The sequence below is a fragment of the Acidobacteriota bacterium genome (assembly GCA_021161905.1).
GTDB lineage: Bacteria > Acidobacteriota > B3-B38 > Guanabaribacteriales > JAGGZT01 > JAGGZT01.
Genome location: JAGGZT010000050.1, coordinates 23233 through 43914, shown reverse-complemented (window position 1 = coordinate 43914; position 20682 = coordinate 23233). Strand labels below are relative to the sequence as shown.

21 protein-coding genes and 2 tRNA genes are annotated in these 20682 nt (G+C 51.7%); 13 read left to right on the top strand and 10 right to left on the bottom strand.

Annotated elements, in window-relative coordinates:
* The first annotated feature begins 11 nt into the window (after positions 1 to 11).
* From J7L64_06790 to J7L64_06780, 3 genes are all read left to right on the top strand, one after another.
* Positions 12 to 87, top strand: a tRNA-Lys gene (locus tag J7L64_06790).
* 106 nt (positions 88 to 193) lie between these two features.
* Positions 194 to 270, top strand: a tRNA-Glu gene (locus J7L64_06785).
* Positions 271 to 369: 99 nt separating this feature from the next.
* Positions 370 to 1704, top strand: a complete 1335-nt coding sequence (locus J7L64_06780) for an NTP transferase domain-containing protein (GenBank protein ID MCD6452047.1) — start codon at positions 370 to 372, stop codon at positions 1702 to 1704.
* On the opposite strand, the gene J7L64_06775 is transcribed toward J7L64_06780, so the two are convergent.
* The 3 genes from J7L64_06775 to J7L64_06765 all read right to left on the bottom strand — a co-directional run bounded on the left by J7L64_06775 (position 1636) and on the right by J7L64_06765 (position 4761).
* Positions 1636 to 1974: a septum formation initiator family protein gene (locus tag J7L64_06775; GenBank protein MCD6452046.1), complete on the bottom strand. Its 339-nt coding sequence runs from the start codon at positions 1972 to 1974 to the stop codon at positions 1636 to 1638. The genes J7L64_06780 and J7L64_06775 overlap by 69 nt on opposite strands.
* Before the next feature lie 63 nt (positions 1975 to 2037).
* Positions 2038 to 3339 carry a phosphopyruvate hydratase gene (gene eno / locus J7L64_06770; GenBank protein MCD6452045.1) on the bottom strand — a complete coding sequence of 434 codons (1302 nt, stop codon included), beginning with the start codon at positions 3337 to 3339 and terminating at the stop codon, positions 2038 to 2040.
* A gap of 15 nt (positions 3340 to 3354) precedes the next feature.
* Positions 3355 to 4761 (bottom strand): phosphoglucomutase/phosphomannomutase family protein, encoded by a 1407-nt coding sequence (locus J7L64_06765; GenBank protein ID MCD6452044.1) that lies wholly within the window; start codon positions 4759 to 4761, stop codon positions 3355 to 3357.
* Positions 4762 to 4908: 147 nt separating this feature from the next.
* Between J7L64_06765 and J7L64_06760 the strand changes: the two genes are divergently transcribed.
* Both J7L64_06760 and J7L64_06755 read left to right on the top strand, forming a co-directional pair.
* Positions 4909 to 5226 carry a divalent-cation tolerance protein CutA gene (locus J7L64_06760; protein ID MCD6452043.1) on the top strand — a complete coding sequence of 106 codons (318 nt, stop codon included), beginning with the start codon at positions 4909 to 4911 and terminating at the stop codon, positions 5224 to 5226.
* A 13-nt stretch (positions 5227 to 5239) separates the two neighbouring features.
* Positions 5240 to 6541: a (Fe-S)-binding protein gene (locus J7L64_06755; protein ID MCD6452042.1), complete on the top strand. Its 1302-nt coding sequence runs from the start codon at positions 5240 to 5242 to the stop codon at positions 6539 to 6541.
* On the opposite strand, the gene J7L64_06750 is transcribed toward J7L64_06755, so the two are convergent.
* From J7L64_06750 to J7L64_06740, 3 genes are read right to left on the bottom strand one after another with little or no spacing between them, the layout of a single operon-like run.
* A complete protein-coding gene (locus J7L64_06750) occupies positions 6506 to 6703 on the bottom strand; it encodes a hypothetical protein (GenBank protein ID MCD6452041.1) in 198 nt (65 codons plus the stop codon). The genes J7L64_06755 and J7L64_06750 overlap by 36 nt on opposite strands.
* A 12-nt stretch (positions 6704 to 6715) precedes the next feature.
* Positions 6716 to 7744, bottom strand: a complete 1029-nt coding sequence (locus J7L64_06745; protein ID MCD6452040.1) for a hypothetical protein — start codon at positions 7742 to 7744, stop codon at positions 6716 to 6718.
* 15 nt (positions 7745 to 7759) lie between these two features.
* A complete protein-coding gene (locus tag J7L64_06740; GenBank protein ID MCD6452039.1) occupies positions 7760 to 8131 on the bottom strand; it encodes a 6-carboxytetrahydropterin synthase in 372 nt (123 codons plus the stop codon).
* 189 nt (positions 8132 to 8320) lie between these two features.
* On the opposite strand from J7L64_06740, the gene J7L64_06735 reads away from it, so the two are divergent.
* The 8 genes from J7L64_06735 to J7L64_06700 all read left to right on the top strand — a co-directional run bounded on the left by J7L64_06735 (position 8321) and on the right by J7L64_06700 (position 17140).
* Positions 8321 to 9016, top strand: a complete 696-nt coding sequence (locus J7L64_06735; protein MCD6452038.1) for a GntR family transcriptional regulator — start codon at positions 8321 to 8323, stop codon at positions 9014 to 9016.
* Between the two features lie 12 nt (positions 9017 to 9028).
* Positions 9029 to 9934, top strand: coding sequence for a glycyl-radical enzyme activating protein (locus tag J7L64_06730; GenBank protein ID MCD6452037.1), 906 nt, complete (start codon positions 9029 to 9031; stop codon positions 9932 to 9934).
* A 5-nt stretch (positions 9935 to 9939) separates the two neighbouring features.
* A complete protein-coding gene (locus J7L64_06725; GenBank protein MCD6452036.1) occupies positions 9940 to 12303 on the top strand; it encodes a glycyl radical protein in 2364 nt (787 codons plus the stop codon).
* Positions 12304 to 12519: 216 nt separating this feature from the next.
* Complete coding sequence (pgsA, locus tag J7L64_06720; GenBank protein MCD6452035.1) at positions 12520 to 13068, top strand: CDP-diacylglycerol--glycerol-3-phosphate 3-phosphatidyltransferase; 549 nt, start codon at positions 12520 to 12522, stop codon at positions 13066 to 13068.
* Positions 13061 to 13771 carry a DUF502 domain-containing protein gene (locus tag J7L64_06715; protein ID MCD6452034.1) on the top strand — a complete coding sequence of 237 codons (711 nt, stop codon included), beginning with the start codon at positions 13061 to 13063 and terminating at the stop codon, positions 13769 to 13771. The genes pgsA and J7L64_06715 overlap by 8 nt, the downstream gene beginning before the upstream one ends.
* Before the next feature lie 3 nt (positions 13772 to 13774).
* Positions 13775 to 15127 carry a Trk family potassium uptake protein gene (locus J7L64_06710; GenBank protein ID MCD6452033.1) on the top strand — a complete coding sequence of 451 codons (1353 nt, stop codon included), beginning with the start codon at positions 13775 to 13777 and terminating at the stop codon, positions 15125 to 15127.
* An 18-nt stretch (positions 15128 to 15145) separates the two neighbouring features.
* Positions 15146 to 15553, top strand: a complete 408-nt coding sequence (locus J7L64_06705) for a hypothetical protein (protein ID MCD6452032.1) — start codon at positions 15146 to 15148, stop codon at positions 15551 to 15553.
* A gap of 12 nt (positions 15554 to 15565) precedes the next feature.
* Positions 15566 to 17140, top strand: a complete 1575-nt coding sequence (locus J7L64_06700) for an NAD(P)H-hydrate dehydratase (protein ID MCD6452031.1) — start codon at positions 15566 to 15568, stop codon at positions 17138 to 17140.
* A 3-nt stretch (positions 17141 to 17143) separates the two neighbouring features.
* Here the strand turns inward: J7L64_06700 and J7L64_06695 are convergent, their stop codons facing one another.
* Genes J7L64_06695 through J7L64_06680 form a run of 4 tightly spaced genes read right to left on the bottom strand, consistent with a single transcriptional unit; the run spans position 17144 to position 20650 of the window.
* Positions 17144 to 17959, bottom strand: coding sequence for an ABC transporter permease (locus J7L64_06695; protein MCD6452030.1), 816 nt, complete (start codon positions 17957 to 17959; stop codon positions 17144 to 17146).
* 10 nt (positions 17960 to 17969) lie between these two features.
* Positions 17970 to 18896 (bottom strand): ABC transporter ATP-binding protein, encoded by a 927-nt coding sequence (locus tag J7L64_06690; protein MCD6452029.1) that lies wholly within the window; start codon positions 18894 to 18896, stop codon positions 17970 to 17972.
* Positions 18893 to 19738: a hypothetical protein gene (locus J7L64_06685; GenBank protein ID MCD6452028.1), complete on the bottom strand. Its 846-nt coding sequence runs from the start codon at positions 19736 to 19738 to the stop codon at positions 18893 to 18895. The genes J7L64_06690 and J7L64_06685 overlap by 4 nt, the downstream gene beginning before the upstream one ends.
* Entirely contained in the window at positions 19739 to 20650 is a 912-nt protein-coding gene (locus J7L64_06680) for an ABC transporter ATP-binding protein (protein ID MCD6452027.1), read from the bottom strand. It abuts the gene before it with no gap.
* Between the last annotated feature and the right edge of the window lie 32 nt (positions 20651 to 20682).

The following is a 20682-nucleotide window of genomic DNA, read 5'->3' as shown; positions in this document are numbered from 1 at the left end:
ATACAAGTGGTGAGCCGTTAGCTCAGCAGGTAGAGCATCTGCCTTTTAAGCAGAGGGTCGCTGGTTCGAATCCAGCACGGCTCACCATAATTATTCTCATTCTTCTCCTGAGGTTTCTTCCTTTCAAAAAGGGGTTGAAGTTTTTGGAAGAAACCTTAATATAAAAAAGGCGCTTGTTTTTTATAACTAAAGCGTCCCCATCGTCTAGCCAGGTTAGGACACCGGCCTTTCAAGCCGGCAACAGGGGTTCAAATCCCCTTGGGGACGCCATCTCTTCCTTAGCAAAAGGGGAGCGTTCAAGCCCCGGGAGGAGCAATTTTAAGCTATAACCTTATCAAATCTATCTAACAAACAACAAAGGGGGATAAGGTGAAGGCGGTAATTCTCGCAGCTGGGGAAGGAAGAAGGATAAAACCGCACATCGGGAACGCCCCGAAACCGCTCACCAAACTTCTCGGCTTAACCCTTATCGAACGGGCAATCCTCTCCGCTCGCGAGGCAGGGGTCACCGAATTCCTCGTGGTGGTGGGGTATAAGAAGAAGATAATGACCTCATACCTCCGGAAGCTGGAAAGGAGATATCGCCTCACCATCCGGGTGGTGGAGAACAATGATTGGACCCTGGGCAACGGGAGCTCCGCCTTGGCAGTTTCCCCCTACCTAAAAGAGGATGAGCCTTTCCTCCTCCTTATGAGTGATCATATAGTTGCTCCGGACATCCTGAAGAAGCTCATAGCTCAGGGTAAAAGGTTAAGGAATGGCTGCCTCCTCGCCGTGGACCTCAATTGGGATAAGGAAAAGGATACGGAAGAGGCGACCAAGGTACGGATTGAGGGGGAACGGCTGGTGGCTATCGGAAAGGAGCTCTCCTCATTTGATGGGCTCGACACCGGCGCCTTTTTCTGCTTCCCCACCCTATTCCCCGCCCTCCGCGCCTCTGCCAAGGAGGGAGATTACACCCTTACCGGGGGGATAAGGAAGCTCGTTGAGCGAGGAAATATGTTCTTCATCCCCACCGAGGGGCTATTCTGGCAGGATGTAGATACGAAAGAAGATCTTAAAAAGGCAAAAAGGATACTTCTTTCCCATATTAGCTCCAAGGACGAGGATGGCTTTGTCTCCCAATATCTCAATCGCCGTTTATCCCGCTTTCTCTCCTCTTATCTCGCCGACTGGGGGATACTGCCCAATCTGATAACGGTAACGAGCTTCCTCCTTTGTATCATAGGCGGTTTCCTCTTCGCTAAGAGCAGTTATTCCTACATCTTTCTTGCCGGTATCCTGATCCAATTCGCCTCGGTGCTTGATGGCTGCGATGGGGAGGTGGCTCGGCTCACCTTCAAATGCAGTCCCTTCGGCGGATGGTTCGATACGGTCACCGACCGTTATGCCGACATCGTAATCGCCTTAGGGATCACCTACAGTGCCTGGCAGGCAGCTTCTGGTAGCGTCCCCTGGATCTTGGGAACGATAGCGGGAATCGGCTTCATTATGCCGAGCTACGCCAAAAAGGAGTTCGCTCTCCGCTACCACAAGCCACAACCGAACCGAGGCCTCATCGCCAAACTCATAAAAAGGGATTTGAGACTCTTCGTCCTTTTTGTGGGGTCGGTATTGAATAGGCAATTCGAGGCACTACTTTTTGCCGGGGCGCTTTCTCACATCGGGGTAATGGGGCTCTTCATCTCCGCGAGGAAGGACTAATCGCTTTCCCCCTTTTGAGGGGAGGTTGCTATCCGAAGGAAGAAGAAGGAGTACCTCTCCTGGCTTTATCATCTCGAGTTCTTCACGGGCGAGCTTCTCAAGATAACTCCAATCGCTTCTTAATGCTTCCACCTCGCGGGAAAGCCTGGCGTTCTCAACTCGCAACTGCTCTATCTCCCGTTCGAGCTGAGAAACGATTATCCTCCTTCGGGAAAGTTCCACCAGCCCCCTGTCCCCGGCGATGGAGAGGAGGATAAGGCCTATCACCATAGCCCCGAGAAGGATGTAAAGGATCCGCCTCACCCCATTATCACCCTAATTACCTTCCTCAGTTTAACCCCCCCTATCCCTGTAGGGCAGGAAAGCTCCTAATCCGAGGAAGACCGCTTCATCGCCAAGCTCCTCCTCGATCCTTAGAAGCTGGTTATACTTAGCGATCCGTTCGCTCCGACAAAGGGAGCCGGTTTTTATCATCCCGCTATTCAGGGCGACGGCGAGATCGGCGATGCTGGTATCCTCGGTTTCGCCCGAGCGATGGGAGATAACGGTGGTGTATCCCGCTCGATGGGCGAGCTCCACTGCTTCGATCGTCTCCGATACAGTGCCTATCTGGTTCAGCTTGATAAGCACCGAGTTGGCTATACTCTCCCTTATCCCTTTAGCGATTATCTTCTTGTTGGTGACGAAGATGTCATCCCCCACCAGCTGGACCTTATCCCCCAGCCGAGCGGTCAGCAACCGCCATCCCTCCCAATCATTCTCCGCCATTCCGTCCTCGAGCGAGATTATGGGATAACGGGAAAGAAGGTTTTCGTAATAGGAGACGAGCTCTTCGGGGGAGAGTTCTTTACCCTCGGCGGCTAAACGATAACTACCATTCTCGTAGAATTCGCTTGCTGCTGCATCGAGGGCGATAAAGAGATCCTTCCCTGGTTTATATCCCGCTTTCTCTATCCCCTTAAGGATAAGCTCGATCGCCTCTTCGTTCGTGGAAAGATCAGGGGCAAACCCACCCTCATCGCCTACCGAGGTGGCAAGCCCCTTCTCCTTGAGCACCTTCTTCAACTGATGGAACACTTCGGAACCCATCCTCAGGGCTTGGGAAAAGGAGGAGGCGCCAGCGGGAACGATCATAAACTCCTGAATGTCCAGGTTGTTGTCTGCATGGGCACCGCCATTTATAACATTCATCAGAGGGACGGGGAGCACCCGGGCGGAAACCCCTCCCAGATAGCGGTAGAGGGGAAGCCCGAGATACTCAGCTGCTGCCTTCGCCACCGCAAGCGATACCCCGAGGATGGCATTTGCCCCAAGACGGCTCTTGTTTTCCGTTCCATCGAGCTCTATCAAAAGTCGATCAATACCAAGTTGATCCACCGCCTCCATCTCCTCGGAGATAATGGCATCAGCGATAATCGAATTTACATTACGAACTGCCTCCTGCACCCCTTTACCCGAATAACGGGCAGGATCGCCATCTCTGAGTTCAATCGCCTCTCGCTCACCGGTTGACGCTCCAGAGGGCACCGCAGCCCTACCCATAACACCACCTTCAAGCACTACCTCCACCTCAACGGTGGGATTTCCTCGGGAATCGAGGATCTCTCGAGCATAAACATCCTCTATTATCATCAGCGAAGACCTCCTCCACTAAGCCTCAAGGAAATATCTCCTTCCAAAATCTATGAGTTCATCGACCTTGTCCGGCGTCTCCCCCTCTGCATAGAGGCGGATCACCGGCTCGGTACCGGAAAAGCGGATAAGAAACCAGCTCCCATCCTCGAAGACGAGTTTAAGACCATCCACATCGCTCACCTTGACCACCTTCCTCCGGGCAAACTCAGAAGGGGGTGATGACATCCTCTCCTTCACCTTCTTCTCCAGATGGGAAGCAGAACTTATCTGAACCTTTCGCTGGAAGAACCTCCTTCCCACTTCCCGATAGATATCCTCCAGGAGATGAAGGAGCTTCTTCTTGTAATAAGAAGCCATCTCCGCCACCAAGAGGCAAGCCAATATCCCATCCTTCTCCGGGATATGCCCCTTTATGGAAAGGCCAGCACTCTCTTCTCCCCCAAGGATTATCTTATCCTCGAGGATGAGCTCTCCAATATACTTGAAGCCGACCGGGGTCTCATAGACCTCAATCTCGCTCCTCTCAGCAATGGCATCGATCAGGTGGGTGGTAGCTACACTCCGCGCCACTCCCCCTTTCATCTTCCTCGATTTAAGAAGATAACGAAAGAGGAGGGCAAGAATGTAGTTTGGGGCAATGTAATCCCCACCCTCATCGAGCACCCCGAAGCGATCGGAATCGGCATCGGTGGCAAGCCCAAGCTGACAATCCCTCTCCCGAAGTACCTTCCTCAGCTCAAGAAGGTTCTCCTTCTTCGACTCCGGGCTATATCCCCCGAAGTAGGGATCACGGAAGTTATGAAGCACCTCGAGGGGGCAACCAGCCTCAAGTAGAAGTTCATCGAGATACTCCCGCGCCGTTCCATAAAGGAGATCGAGGGCTATCTTCAAACCCGATTTCCTTATTAGTTCGAGGTCCACCCGCTCAGAAAGAAGGGAGAGATATTCCTCCCTCGGGTCTATCTCCTCGAGGTAATACTCGCTCAGATAGTACTCGCTCCGTATCCCCTCCTTTGCCACCCGCACCACCTCCTCTTCTACCCGGTCGGTGAATTCGGGAAGGGCAGTGGCACCGTTGCCGGTAAAGAGCTTCACCCCGTTGTATTCCGGAGGATTGTGGGAAGCAGTGATGTTCAAGCCAAGCGCCGTCTCCCTCTTCCTCACCTCGTAGGAAAGGGCTGGTGTTGGCACATCCCGACGGGTAAGATAGGTCTTTACCCGATTGAAGGTAAATATCTTAGCCGCTTCCTGGGCAAACCTTTCCGATAGAAAGCGGGTATCATAACCGATCACCACCCCTTTTTCTGAATTCCCGTCCGCTCTCAATATATTGGCAATAGCCTGACACAGAAGGCGGAGGTTGTGGAAGGTAAACTCCTCCCCAATTATCCCTCGCCAGCCGGAGGTACCGAACCTTATCATTTACCCTCCTTAACTAAATAGGGCGAAGCTCTTTTGATTTAATACTATACCATAAGAAGGAGTAAACTACCAAGGAAATTTGCCCTTATTGCAATAAGAAGGGAAATAATCTATCATAAAGGGCTTAAAGATGGGGGAGATGAGAGGATGGAAAAGAAGGTTATCATATTTACCACCACCGAGACGGAGAAAGAAGCTGAGAAAATAGCAAACGCCCTCCTTGAGGATAGGATCGCTGCCTGCGTCAACATCATCCCCAAGATCCGATCTCGCTACTGGTGGCAGGGGAAGATAGAGAAAAGTGGGGAGACGCTTCTCCTCATAAAGACGAAGGAAAACCTGGTAAGCCGGGTGGAAGAAAGGATAAAATCCCTCCACTCCTACGAATGTCCTGAGGTGGTGGCGATCGAGATAAGCGAGGGCTCAGCCGATTACCTCGATTGGATCGAACAAACCCTGATCTGAAATAGGAGAAACGATGTATCCCGAATACCATCTTGAAGCACTACCGGAGGATGTCCTTTTTCGCTGTGTTAAGTGCGGTTTGTGCCGAAGCGTGTGCCCTGTGTTCGATGTGCTTCGGGTAGAACCGGCAGTCGCCCGGGGAAAGCTCGCCTTGGTGGAAAAGAAGGTGGCGGGCGAGATTCCGGAGAGAAAGGAGCTGTTGAAGGTTCTCTCCCTCTGTCTTCTCTGCGGTACCTGCCAGGCGAACTGCCCGATGAGCGTCGATTACCTCCGTATAATGCTTCCCGCGAGGAAGGAGCTTTCCGATACCTTCGGGGTGCCGCTTACGAGAAGACTCATCCTCTCCGCATTTCACCCAGCTTTATGGCAACGGTTTCTATTCTCTCTCGGAAGGATCCTTCAGAAGATATTCCTGAGGAAGATCCCTAAAGAAAGCGGACTCAGGCTCCGTTTCCCCATACCCTTTCTTCGCTATCATAAGATATTTCCTCCCATCGCTTCCCGGTTCTTCATTCCCCGATATCAGGGCGAAAACGAAGGGGAAGGAAAGATACGGGGCAAGATAGGTTTCTTCGTCGGCTGTGCTACCAACTATCTCCTTCCTGAGGTGGGGGAAAAGACGATCGCCCTCCTCACCAAAGCGGGGTTCACCGTGGTGGTGCCGAGGGATCAGGTATGCTGTGGTCTTCCTGCTTCTTACTCTGGGATGAGCAAACTCGCCAATAAACTCGCTCAAAAAAACATCTCCGCCTTTGAGAAAACCGATGTGGAAACGATCGTTACCGCCTGCGCTACCTGCGGTGGTGCTCTCAAACACTACTACCAGTTCAAGAACAGAAAGGGGAAGGAGATAAAGGTAATGGATATAACCGAATTCATCTACCACCACCGGGAGCTATTCCACTTTCTGCCAAAGGAGAAAGACAGCCTTACCACCTACCACGACCCCTGCCATCTGAAGAAGGTTCAGGGGATTGAGGAGGAACCGAGGAAGCTCCTTTCCCTCTCCTTGGGGGAGAAATTTAAGGAGATGAAGGGAGCGGACCTCTGTTGTGGTTTCGGGGGGCTCTTCAGCATCCTCTACCCCGAAGTGGCGACCAAGATAAACCAGAAGAAGATAGAGAAGATAAAAGAATCCGGGGCAGAGGTGGTGGCAACCGACTGCCCCGGGTGTATCATTTACCTCAGGGAAGGGGTAATGCGGAACCGTCTCTCGATCAGGGTCCGCCATATCGTGGAAATCCTCTCGGAACACCTCGAGGAAGAAAAGACCGCCTCCCTATCCTCGGTTGAGCGAAAGGAAACGCTCGATTGAGCGATCGTAGGTCCGCTCCACCTCCGGAGGGAAGAAGCAGGCGGGAAGCTCCCTATGGCTTAAGTGATAAGCAAGGCATTCACAACACTTTCCCTTACGGCTACAGGGTTCATAGGTGCAGTTGCATCGAGCAAGGTTCTTCTTCAAATTGGGGCATTCCATATCCCTTCCTCCTTATCTTATAACCAGGTTTAACCTCACCAGAAGAAAACTCCCCAGAAAATAAAGGGAGATTATAGCCAATCCCTCGAGCTTGAACCTCCTTTCTTCACCGGGGAGGGCAGAACCGAGCATCACCACCGCGGTCATCGCGATGATGAGGGCGATTATTCCCAAATTACCGAGGCTTGCCGAGGCGAAAAGGGAGGAACGGGGATAGATGAAATCGGCGAAGCTGAAGATCATCAGGTTGAACATATTGCTCCCTAAAAGGTTCCCCACCGCCATATCGTAAGCACCGATCTTGAGAGAGGTCATCGAGACGACGAGCTCGGGAAGAGAGGTAACTATCGCTATCAGAAAAAGCCCTACCACCGTCTGCCCAAGAAGGACCTTCCTCCCCAAAATGGAAAAGGGATGAGTGGCAATTACATCCCCGAGCTTAGCAAGCCTTATTCCGGAGAAGAGGATGAGAGCGGTATAGAGGGCGAAAAAGGAAAATAGTGCAAGGGAGGAGGTGGTAACCGAAGGGATGGAGGGCTCCTCCTCGGCAATGATCCTTCTTTCCTCCCGGAAGATCATCCTCATTCCCAAAAGATAGACCAGAAACAGAATAAAGGACTCCCCTCCTATTCCCCAAAGACTGGGGAGGCTTCCCGGAGAGAGACGGCGAAAGAGGATCGCTCCTCCGACGAGGGCACAAAGTAGGATCCCCAAAGAGCCGGAAAGAAGATGACTCGACCGGGATTTGGGGGTCCCGAAGAACCTCTTCACCAGGAGGAGGACGAAACCAGCTATCAACAGGTTGAAGGCGTTGCTCCCCAAGATATTCCCCACCCCGATATCAACCGCCCTGATGGAAACAGCAGCAAGGGAAGTGGTCACCTCGGGCAGAGAGGTCGCCAGGGCGAGGAAGGCAACCCCGATGAAGGTCCTCCCCCAACCTGTTTTCTCCGCTATCTTATCCCCCAAGAAAGAAAGCCTTATGCCAGCATAGATGATGATGGCAGAGAAGATGATAAATTGAAGCCATAAGGACCACATCGAAAAACCTCCCTCTTATAAGACCCCAACCACGATGTAGGAGGCAGCGGAATCCTCCGTCTCCCAGAGGGTTACCTTTCTCAGATGGCAGTTTTTGGGAAGGAGCCTCTCCAGCCTCCCGAAAAGGTAATAAGCCATATTCTCGGTGGAGGGGTTCAGCTCCTCTTTAAACTCGGGGATCTCGTTCACATTTGCCTCGTCAAAGGGACGAATGCTCTCCTCGAACGCCCGGATAAGTTCGGGAAGGGGAAACGAGTCCCTCCCCCTCTCCACCACCGCCTCTATCTTGAAACGATGGCGGTGAAGGGGCTCCTTTCGTCCTCCGGGAAGTCTAAGCTGGTGGCTCGCATAAAAAAAACCAGAAAGGAATAGCTTCTTTCCCTTCATCAGTGATCTCTCTCACCCTGGAGGTATCAATTTCATCCTTCACCCCCTTCATAATAGGGATTTTTCTCCGCTTGTCAAGGATATCAACCTCCTTCGAAGGCGAGGCGAGATTTTCCCTTGACTCCTCCCTCTGATATCTGATATATTACATATTAGATACTTAGGGCACATAGATGGTGCGGACTGCTTATGAGGAAAAAGGAAATCATCAATCTTAAGCTATTGCGGGAGCAGGTCTACGATTATCTAAGAAGCGAAATGAATAAAGGAAACCTCCTTCCCGGCTCCTTCATAAATCTCAACAGGTTAAGCAGAGAGCTCGGCATAAGCAAAACCCCGTTGAGGGACGCCCTGATCCAGCTCGATTCCGAGGGCTTCGTAACCATCCTCCCCCGGCGCGGGGTTCTGGTGAATCGTCTGACCCTCAAGGACATAAAGGATTCTTATCAGATCATCGGAGCCCTCGCCTCCTCGGTACTGCTCGAGGTCTTCGATAAGCTCTCCTCCGGCCACATCGAGAAGATGAAGAAACTAAACCTCGAGATGCAAAAAGCGATCGAAAAGGACAACTTTGACCTCTATTACGAAAAGAACCTCGCCTTCCACAATGTCTATCTCGATCTTTCCCAGAATGAGAGGCTGGTAAGATGGGTGATGACACTGAAACAGCGTCTTTACGACTTCCCGAGGAGGAAGGGCTATGTGAGGGAGTGGGAGGAAGCCTCCATAAAGGAGCATGAGGAATTGATAAGGCTGATAGAGGAAGGGGACAGAGAGGGAGCAGCGAGGTTCCTTCGTGATGTCCATTGGGGTTTTGAGGTCCAGAAGAGATTCATCAAGAGGTATTACTCCTTTTATGAGAATGAGATCAAGGAGAAGGCTTAAGAGGCGCGACCGGTGATCAAAGGGGTTATATTCGATATAAAAAGGTATTCCATCCACGATGGTCCCGGCATAAGGACGACGGTATTCCTCAAGGGATGCCCTCTTGCCTGTTTCTGGTGCCACAATCCGGAAAGTCAGAAACCTGAGCCCGAGCTTATGTTCTGGAGAGGGAGGTGTATCGGGTGCGGAAGATGTATCCTCGCCTGCCCTAATAAGGCGATATCGAGCTCAAACGGCTTTCCCACAACTGATCCCGAAAGGTGCAAGCTCTGCGGCGTTTGTGTTTCGGTATGCCCGGCAAATGCCAGAGAGATGGTAGGAAAGGAGGCTACCGTAGACGAGGTGATGGAGGAGGTAGAAAAGGACATCATCTTCTACGATGAATCTGGCGGAGGGGTAACCTTTTCTGGAGGAGAACCCCTTGCTCAGCCCGAATTCCTCTACGCCCTTCTCAGCGCCTGTAAGGAGAAGGGGATCCACACGGCGGTGGACACCTCAGGCTACGCCGACACCAACGAGTTATTACGGCTGATTAAGAAAACGGATCTCTTCCTCTACGATATCAAGCTGATGAATGAAAAAAGGCACAAACGCTACACCGGCGTGGATAATGAACTGATACTCAAGAACTTAGAAGTTCTATCTTCCGCCGGTAGCCGTATCTTCATCCGCATACCGCTAATCCCCGGGATAAATGATGACCGAGATGAGATCAGAGCTATCGCCGAGTTCGTCTCCCGATTAAGGGGGGTGGAGGAGATCGACATCCTCCCCTACCACAAAGGAGGGGTGGAAAAGGGAAGGAGGTTGATAAGCCGGGGAAGAGAATTTAAGGCTCAGCCACCATCGGAGGAGAGGATCTCCCAGGTGGTCGATGAGTTAAGGGGATTCGGAATAAGGGTAAAAGTCGGAGGGTGAGCACTATGAACGAAAGGGTTAAGAAACTACGGGAACAAAGCGTAAACACCGCTCCCTACATCTCCGCAGAGAGGGCGGAACTCATAACGGAGTTTTATGCAAAGAATATGGGCAACCGCTTATCCGAGCCGGTGAGACGGGCTCTTGCTTTCAAATATATCTTGGAGAACAAGGAGATATGCATCAACGATGGCGAACTGATCGTGGGGGAAAAAGGACCAGCTCCAAAGGCAACCCCCACCTATCCCGAGCTCTGCTGCCATAGTCTCGAGGACCTCGAGATACTCAATTCGCGAAGGAGAACCCCGTTCATCGTAAGCGATGAGGTGAGGAAGGTGTACAAGGAGAAGATCATCCCCTTCTGGAGGGGAAAGACCATCCGGGAGGCGATATTCTCCTCGATGTCCCGAGAATGGCTCGACGCCTTCGAAGCAGGGGTGTTCACCGAGTTTATGGAACAGCGGGCACCGGGCCATGCCATCCTCGACGACAAGATATATAAGAAGGGGCTCCTCGATCTCAAACAGGAGATAAGAAGGGCGAGGGAGGCGCTCGACTTCTTCAACGATCCCCTGGCCTACGATAAGGACCAGGAGCTTCAGGCTATGGAGATAGCTGCCGATGCGCTGATCCGGTTTGCGGAGAGGTATGCGGAAAAGGCGAGGGAGCTTGCAGAAAAAGAAGACGATCCGGAAAGGAGGAAGGAGCTTACGAGGATCGCCGAGATCTGTTCCTGGGTACCCGCCCATCCTCCAAGGGATTTCTGGGAGGCGCTCCAGATGTACTGGTTCGTCCATCTCGGGGTAACCATAGAGCTGAACACCTGGGATTCCTTCAACCCGGGGAGGTTGGATCAACACCTTTATCCTTTCTATAAGAGGGGGTTGGCGGAGGGTACCCTGACCAAGGAGCGGGCAAAGGAGCTCCTCGAGTGCTTCTGGATAAAGTTCAACAATCAGCCAGCACCGCCCAAGGTGGGAATAACCGAGGAACAGAGCGCCACCTACACCGATTTTGCCCTGATAAATGTCGGTGGGCTGAAGAAGGATGGCTCAGACGCCACCAACGAGCTCTCCTATCTCATCCTCGATGTGATAGACGAGATGAGGCTCGTTCAGCCGAGCTCCTGCGTTCAGTTGAGCAAGAAGAACCCAGACAGCCTCCTTAAAAGGGCTCTTAAGATCATCAAGACCGGCTTCGGACAACCATCGATATTCAACACCGATGTGATAATCCAAGAGTTCCTCCGGGCAGGAAAATCAATAGAAGACGCAAGATCGGGCGGTCCCAGCGGTTGTGTCACCATCAGCGCATTTGGAAAAGAAAGCTGCATCTTAACCGGCTATATGAACTGGGTGAAGATATTCGAAATCACCTTGAACAACGGGGTAGATCCGAATACGGGGAAGAAGATCGGCCTTGCTACCGGGGACCCCACCAAATTCAAGACCTTCGCCGAGGTTATGGAGGCATATAAAAAACAGCTTAAGCACTTCGTGGACATCAAGATAAAGGGAAACAACATCATCGAGAGGATCTATGCTACCCGGATGCCTGCCCCCTTTATGTCGCTTCTGTTCGATGACTGCATCGAGAAGGGTGAAGACTATCACTCCCGAGGACCAAGATACAGAACCACTTACATCCAGGGGGTTGGCGTAGGCACCTTAACCGATTCGATGTCCGCGATCAAATATCACATATTCGACAAGAAGAACTTCACTATGGAGGAGCTACTCGACGCCTTAAGGAAAAACTTCGAGGGGAAGGAGGATATCCGCCTGAGGCTGGTGAACGAAACCCCAAAATACGGCAACGACGACGATTACGCGGATGATATTATGAAGGAGCTCTTCGAGGCATATTTCGAGGTACTCGACGGAAGGCCCAACACCAAGGGAGGAAAGTATCGGGTAAATCTGCTCCCCACCACTGTCCATATCTACTTTGGCCAAGTTGTGGGGGCAACACCCAATGGAAGAAGAGCGGGCATGCCCCTTTCCGATGGCATATCCCCCAGCCAGGGTGCTGATACAAAGGGACCTACCGCGGTGATCAAATCGGTCGCCAAACTCGACCATGCGAGAACCGGAGGAACCCTGCTCAATCAGAAGTTTATGCCCGACCTATTAAAGGACGAAGAGGGTATCAACAAGTTGCTACATCTCATTCGGGCTTTCTTCAAGTTGGATGGACACCATATCCAGTTCAATGTAGTAAGCGCGGAGACATTAAAAGAAGCCCAAAGGAAACCGGAGGAATACCGCAACCTCATCGTCCGGGTAGCGGGCTACAGCGATTACTTCTGCCATCTCGGCACTGACCTTCAGAACGAGATAATCGCTCGAACGGAACATAAGACATTGTGATGTACTTAACACCCTGTTTATGAAAAACCCCAAGGGCTTTCTTCTTCCCCGACCCACCCCTATTTCTCGCTCCGAGAGAAAGAGAGGGATGTCCCTTCCCCAGAACAATCCCCTAAAATCGGTTGACTTGGTATCCTCCTCTGTAATATAATTTGCCCCGATTGGTTTAATTCCACGGGTATTCAGTGAGGAGGCGTGATGAGAGAAAAGGGGGGGATGAATTTAGCCAATTACCTCACTATCAGCCGGATGGTGCTTATCCCTATTTTGGTAATAGTGCTTGTTTCCCCCTTCAAATATCGCGATTTGATCGGAAGTATCATATTCCTCACCGCTGCTCTCACTGACCTTTTCGATGGTTATATAGCGAGAAAACGGGGATATGTCACCAGATTGGGGAAGATCCTCGATCCCATCGCGGATAAGCTCCTCATATCATCAGCCCTCATCCCCTTGGTCGCCTTGGGCAGGGCTCCTTCCTGGATGGTGGTGGTCATCTTGGGAAGGGAGTTCGCCATAAGCGGTTTAAGGAATGTAGCCATAAGTGAGGGCATCGATCTTTCTCCCTCCTTTCTCGGTAAGTCAAAGATGACCGCCCAGGGGGCAACCATCTTTATCCTGATATTAGGGGAGAAGATCTTGGGACCTCTCTTCCTTTTAGGAATCATCGGTTTGTGGATCGTCGTAGCTCTCTCCCTCATCTCCGCCTTTGATTATGTGATCAAATTCTCCAAAGAAATAAGCAAACTTCCGCAGAATGGATAAAAAAGAGAGAGACAAGAAGAAGACCTTGGGCTTAAGGGCAACTTTGAAACGAAGCTTTGTCACCGGCATTCTCATTCTCCTTCCCCTTCTCATCACCCTCTTTCTCCTCGCCTTCCTCTTCGGAAAGATAAATCAATATCTCACCCCGATAGCAATAAAGGTCCTTGAATTAACTGGCCTCCCCATTGAACGATTGGGGCTAATGAAAATCCTTGCCCCGATCGTGGGACTAATCATTACCCTTGGCATCATCATCCTCATAGGTATCCTCGGTCGAAACTACATTGGGAAGAAGGTGGGAGCAGTAATCGATGGGATCATTATGCGGATACCATTTGTAAAGGGGATTTATGGTGCGTTGAAGAAGTTGATCGAGGCATTCAACCCCTCCTTCACCGGGAGCTTCTCCAAGGTGGTGCTGGTGGAATACCCGAGGAAGGGAAGCTATACCATCGGCTTCGTTACTGCTACGGTTACCCAAAAGGCGAAAGGAAGCCTCTCTGGAGAGATAGTCTATGTATTTATTCCCACCACCCCCAACCCCACCTCGGGCTGGCTCCTCCTTTTTCCCAGATCTGAGGTGATCCCCCTTGACATAACGATAGAGGATGCGTTAAAGCTTATCGTCTCCGGGGGGATCGTTCCTCCCGAAGAGAGAAAGGGGAAAGATGAAGAAAGTCCCTTACCGAAAGAGGAGAAATAGGGGGTGAAATTCCCGAAACGCGACTTGGCGCCTGCTCAGATAGTGATAATAAGTTTTGCCACCTTGATCCTAATAGGAACTCTTCTCCTACTTTTGCCTGCAGCCACTGTCTCTGGAAAAATATCCTTGATCGATGCCCTTTTCACCGCCACTTCCGCCACTTGCGTAACTGGCCTCATCGTGGTGGATACCGGTTCCTACTTCAGCCACTTCGGACAGATGGTAATCCTCTCTCTGATCCAGCTTGGGGGGCTGGGTATAATGAGCTTTTCCACCTTCTTCGTGTTTATGGTGCGAAGAAGGGTTTCCCTGAAAGAGAGATTAATGGTCGAGGGGGTTTATACCCCTGAACCATGGGAGGACTTTTTCCGTCTTCTGCGGATGGTCCTGTTGGTAACCTTTGGGGTGGAAGCGGTGGGTGCTTTCCTCCTATATTTTCCCTTCTCAGAACAGATGAGCGCTGGCACTGCGCTCTATTACGCCATATTCCACTCGATTTCTGCCTTTTGTAATGCTGGTTTTTCCACCTTCTCCGATTCCTTTGCTCGATTCAAAGGAAACGGGATTATAAATACCGTGATGCCTCTACTGATCACCATCGGTGGACTTGGCTTTGTGGTGGTAACCGAAATCATTCGCCGCAGCACGAAAAGAGCTGAGGAAAGAAAACCCTTATCCCTTCACACAAAACTGACCATCACCGTCTCCCTCATCCTCACCCTGATCGGAGTGGTGAGCTTCTTCTTCTTGGAACAAAATGGCACTTTGGCTAACCTAAGCCTTAGGGAGAAAATCTACACCTCCATCTTCCAGGGAGTTACCCCAAGAACCGCTGGGTTCAGCAGTGTCGATTTCGCCAAGGTAGGGGAGGCAACCCTTTTCCTTTTCGCCATCTTGATGTTCATCGGCGCTTCACCTGGCTCTACTGGTGGTGGGATAAAGACAACTACCATCGGGGTGATACTTGCGCTAATTCTCTCTCAACTTCGGAGATCGGAGCAGGTGAACATCTTTCACCGCACTATCAACAAGCGGATCATCGATCGAGCGGTAGGGATAATCTTAGCCTCGGCGGCAATAGTGCTACTTTTCACCTTAGCCCTGCTTATCACTGAGGATAGTCTTTCCCACCACGGTTTCTCCCTCCGTCAGGTCCTCTTCGAGGTGATATCAGCCTTCGGAACGGTGGGGCTCTCTACCGGGATAACCGCCAAGCTTTCATCGCTGGGCAAGCTATTCATCACCCTCCTGATGTTCGTAGGAAGATTAGGACCTCTTACCTTCTTCCTCACCTTAGAGAGAGGAGGACCAGTAACCCGCTTCTCCTACCCCGAGGAGAATGTGATGCTTGGGTAAATTTTAAGGAGGGGAAAGATGGCAAGGATACCGATGGTTAAATGCTATGTTCTAAAGAAAGGGGATGATCCTTCGAACCGTCAGGTTCGTTATGTCCCCTTGAAGGAGTTCGCCCTCTGGGCAAACCATATGGAAAACCAACACAAATTCGAGATACACGACCCCCAGGATTCCATCTGGATCGATGAAGACGAGCACATCCGCTTCAACCGAATCTACACCAGGCTTCCCTTAGAACCGGTAAACGAGCTCATTCTATATGTGTTCTTCCCCGCTTCCCAACTTATTCTTCCTATCACTCGGTACTTCCCTAAAGAGGAATACGAGCAGATAAAGAAGACCTTCATCGCTCACTACGAGAAGGCGGACGATAAGGCGATAAGGGAGATCGAGGAAAAACCGGGCTACTGGATAAAACGGGAATAAGGAGGTAGAAGAATGAAGGTTTTGACTTCGGAGCAAATGAGAAAGGCTGACGAAAAAACGATAAAGGAGATGGGCATCCCCGGGATAGTGCTGATGGAGAACGCCGGCATCCAGGTAGTCGAGGCGATAAAGGAATGGCTGGAGCCCACCCAGCCTCTTTCCGTAGCCATTATCGCCGGCAAGGGGAATAACGGCGGGGATGGAATGGTGGTGGCGAGACACCTCTTAAACAGAGGACATCTTCCCATCGTATTCCTCCTCGCCCCGGCAGACAATGTCAAGGGGGATGCGAGGGCAAACCTTGAGATAGTGAGGAAACTTGACATACCACTGATCGAGCTTCCAGATGAGCGGGCTTGGGAAGAGGAAGGTCCCGATCTCTCCTCGTTCGACCTCATCGTGGATGCCATCTTCGGCACCGGTTTGACCTCACCTGCATCCGGCTACTACGCCCGGGTTATCGATGAGGTGAACCAGGCCCCCTGCCCCATTGTCTCGGTGGATATACCCTCGGGCCTTTCCGGGGAGAGCTCCGAGGTCATTGGCCCCACCATCTCAGCCGATCTGACGGTAACCTTCGCCTATCCCAAGCTACCCCATATACTTCCCCCTGCTTGTGAGTTCGTTGGCGATTTAGTGGTAGCGAACATATCGATGCCTCCAGAAGCCATAAGGGGAATAGGGGCGAAAATCGAGCTCATCGAGGAGGATATGCTCACCGGGCTCCTTCCTCCCCGCCATCCAAACACCCACAAGGGGGATTACGGACATCTATTGATAGTGGCTGGTTCGCCGGGCAAAACCGGCGCTGCCGCTCTTGCCGGGGAAGGGGCGTTGAGGATCGGTGCCGGTCTCGTCACCGTTGCCTGCTCGAAAAGTCTGAACCCGATACTCGAGGTGAAGCTCACCGAGGTGATGACCGAACCCCTCCCCGAGACCGAGGAGCAGACGATAAGCGAGGAAGCCCTTCCCAGGCTGAGGGAGCTCCTCAAGGGGAAGACCGCCTTGGTGATCGGTCCTGGGCTCTCGCGAAACGAGGAGACAACACGGCTGGTGCAAACCCTCGTCACTGAGGCAGAGCTTCCCATCCTCATCGATGCCGATGGGGTCAACGCTTTCATCGGAGCGGTTGATCTTTTACACGGAGAGGGAAGGGAGATCGCCATCACCCCCCATCCTGGGGAGATGGCTCGCCTCCTCAATATATCCGCCTCGGAGGTGGTAAAGGAAAGGCTCAAGATAGCGAAAAGGTTCGCTGAAGAACATAAGATCTGGGTGGTGCTAAAGGGATACCGCACCATCATCGCCTCCCCAGCCGGCGAAATCTATATCAACCCCACAGGAAATCCAGGGATGGCGAGCGGAGGAACCGGCGATGTCCTTTCCGGCATCGTCGGAGGATTGCTCGCTCAGGGTCTGCCGATGCGCGAGGCACTCATCCTCGGTGTTTTCCTTCATGGCCTTGCTGGGGACATAGCGGAAGAGGAAATAGGAGAATACCCCCTCGCTGCAGGTGATCTTATCTCATATCTTCCCGAGGCAATCAGGTTGGTAACCGGCGAACTTGAGGAGGAAGAGGAAGAATAAAACTCACTGCTCGAGGTAATACTCCTTGTTGGCTAAGGTAAGGCTTGAGAAGAAGAGAAAAGCCACCCCCACCCCGAGAAGTACAAGTAGAGAGGTTCCCTTACCCGCTGGCTCCCGGAAGATGGTAAGGAAACTGGCCATATCCCCTCTAAATACATGGTGGGGGAAAAGGGATTGGACATAGTGCATAAGAGTGAGCTTGTTCACCTGTCCCGGGACATAGGTAATTATGCTCTCCCAGCCAAAGGCGAAGAGAACCCCGAGGAGCACCGGACGCTTGGTACTCGTCCCGAAAAAGGAAAAGACAGAGCCATAGGCAAAAAAGGCTAAGAGTATCACCCAGATATCGGTAAAGAGGGTGGGAAGATTCCGCAAAACACCAGAAAGCCCGTAAGGGGCAAGAAGGAGGGCATAACAGCCGACAACCGCGGGATATATTATCAGGGAAGAACCTAAAATAAGGGCTAAGAACTTCCCCGAGATGATGCTTGAGCTGGGGAGAGGACGAACGAGAAGATATGCCAGGGTCCGCCCCTCTACCTCATCACCAATGAGGGCACTTCCGTAAAAGAGGGTGGTGATTAAGACAAGAAACTGAAGGAAGGAGGTAACCATCATTGCCGAAAAAACACCCAAGCCGTGAACCCCACTTCCCACCTTGCCATAATACCAACTAACAAGCCAGATCAAGGCAAACCCCACCTGGGACCAAGCGAGAAGAAGGAGAAAGAGGCTCTTTTTCGTCCTGAGAAGAGTGGAAAATGAGAGCTTGAAGACGGCGTAAGTAGCTCTGAACCAATCTCTTATCCTCTCTTTCATTCCCCTTTCCTCATTTTACGAGATAGTTGAAGACCGCCTCGAGGTTATCGTCCGGGGAGTGCATCCCCTCGATCTCGATCCCGTTATCAAGGACAATATCGGGAAGTCGGCGGTAGAACTCATCCGGCTTTACGCTCTGTATGGTAACCCCTCTCCCGTCTTCGCTGAAGCTGATATTGACCACATCGGGATACTTAACGAGAAGGGAAGCAAGCTTCCTTGGATCGTTGCAAGTAAAGAATACCATATGGGGGTGCTCATCGATGAGCTCCCTTATTCGGTGGACATTCCCCTCGGCGATGACCCTGCCGTTATGGATCAAGATCACCTCCTCGGTCATCGCCTCGATCTCGTGGAGGATGTGGCTCGAGACGAGAAGGGTCCTCCCCTCTTTTCCCAGCCTTTTTATCAGCTCGATCATAGCCTTCCTTCCGATGGGATCCATCCCCGCCAAGGGCTCATCGAGAAGTATAAGCTCCGGATCATGGAGTATCGCCTGGGCTATCTTGATCCTCTGTCTCATCCCCCGGGAGTAAGCGGCTATCCTCTTATCCTTTGCGGAGAGGAGGTCCACCTCCTTGAGTGAGGCTAAAACCCTTTTTTCTGCCTCCTCTCCGGAATATCCGGAAAGACGGGCTATATTTAAGAGAAAATCAAACCCGGTAAGATAACGCCAGAAGGCATCGAGTTCCGGACAATAACCGATCTTTCTCTTCAACCGGTGATTCTTCCACGGGACCTCACCAAATACGAGAAGCTCCCCCTTGCTCGGCTTGAGAAGCCCAGCGATCAACTTGAGCAGGGTCGATTTCCCCGCCCCATTCGGTCCCAAAAGCCCCGTCACCCCGGGGGAAAGGGAGAAGGAAAGATCATTTATCCCCACCACCTCTCCGTACCACTTGGAAAGGTTTCTCGCCTCCACCACCTTCTCGCTCATTTGACCACCTCCACTCCGCGAATCCGCCTATGAAGTAGAATGAAGAAAAACAAAATGGAAAGGATAACTATCGCCAACGAGGCGAGGGGTGGGGGCGAAAAACGGGGAGAGGTGCCGAAAAGCATCGCCCCTACCTGAGACATATTCGCCCGGAAGGAAAGAAGGGCAAAGTTCGAATCCCGAAACATCCCGCGCAAGATCTGAAAAAGGACATCACTCAGGAAATAGATGGCAAGAAACCCAATACCGGCAAAGCGGGCACTCCTCCCCAATGCCGAAAGAGCCAGGATAAGGACGCTGACAAAGACCGCAATTATAAACGAATATCCAATGATGGAGAAAGGCACGAAGTAAATGTCCGAAAGGAAACTGAGATCGTCTGAGAAGAGGATCCTGAGAAGAAAGAGAAGAAGACCAGGAATCAGGGTAACAAGAAGGATAAAGAAGGATACGATCCCGAACTTCCCTGCTATATAATCGAATCTGGTTATCGGTTTGGAGAGATAGATCTGAAGGGCGTTATACCTGATGTCGTTGGCGATGAGCCCAGAACCAGCATAAAGAGATATAACTAAAACGAAGAATATCTGCTGGAAGAGGAAATCGCGGTAGAACTTGGGGTCCAAGGTAAGGGCACCCAGCCGGACCTGGGGATAGTGGGTAGCGATGTAGATTACCACCCCTCGCACCACAAAGGGGATGAAGGAAAGAATGATAAGGTAAAGAAACCGCCTCTTCTTGAATAAAAGGGCGATACCACGCTTGGTGATGGTGAGGAAGCGATGGGTATGCCCCTTGAATTCCCCCTTAAAATGACGATACCCCAGCTCATATATCGGCATTTACTCCTCCACCACCTTTACAAATAGATCCTCAAGGGTTCTCTTACTCGTAAGAAGATGACGCACCTCCACTCCACTATCTCTCGCCGCCTCGAATATGGGAGCAGATCCCCATTCTTTTTTCATAAAGATGCGAAAGAGCCCCTCTTCATCGTCAAAATAAACCCTTGCCCCCCTCTTCTTGAGAAGAGAGGTAAAGCCATCTCGCTCACCCCTGATCTGCACCTCGTAGACCTCCTCTTCTCTGCCGAGGAGTTCCTTTAAATCACCGGAGACGACCACCTCCCCCCGATTCAGAACCACCACCTCGCTACAGACATACTCCACATCGTGCAATATATGGCTTGAGAGGAGAACATTTATCCCCTTTTTCTCCACGATGTCCTTTATGAGGTCGAGCATCTCCTTTCTTCCTTTGGGGTCCATTCCAATGGTGGGCTCATCGAGGAGGAGAAGCTCTGGATCGTGAACCAGCGCCTGGGCGAGCTTAACCCTCTGTCTCATCCCCGAGGAGTAGGTCTCCACCCGACGGTACCTCGCCTCCTTGAGCCCTACAAAGTAGAGGATCTCATGGGCTCGCTCGATAGCATCGCGGTAGTCCATACCGGCGAGCTCCCCAGCGTAGGCTACGAACCCCACCCCGGTAAAGCCGGGGATCAAGGCGTCCTCTTCGGGAAGATAACCTATCCTCCTCCGGACCTCGAGGGGGAAACGGGAAGAATCGATGCCGAGAACAGCAGCGGAACCAGAAACAGGGGTGAGGAAACCGAGAAGCGTCTTTATCAGGGTGCTCTTTCCCGCTCCATTGGGACCAAGAAGGCCCACCGCCCCCCCCTTGGTGGCGAAGCTCACCCCCTTTAGGGCAGCCAGCTCTCCATATTTTATGGTAAGGTTCTCTACCTCGATTATCATCTTTTTCGACCCATCACCCATTATACGAAAAA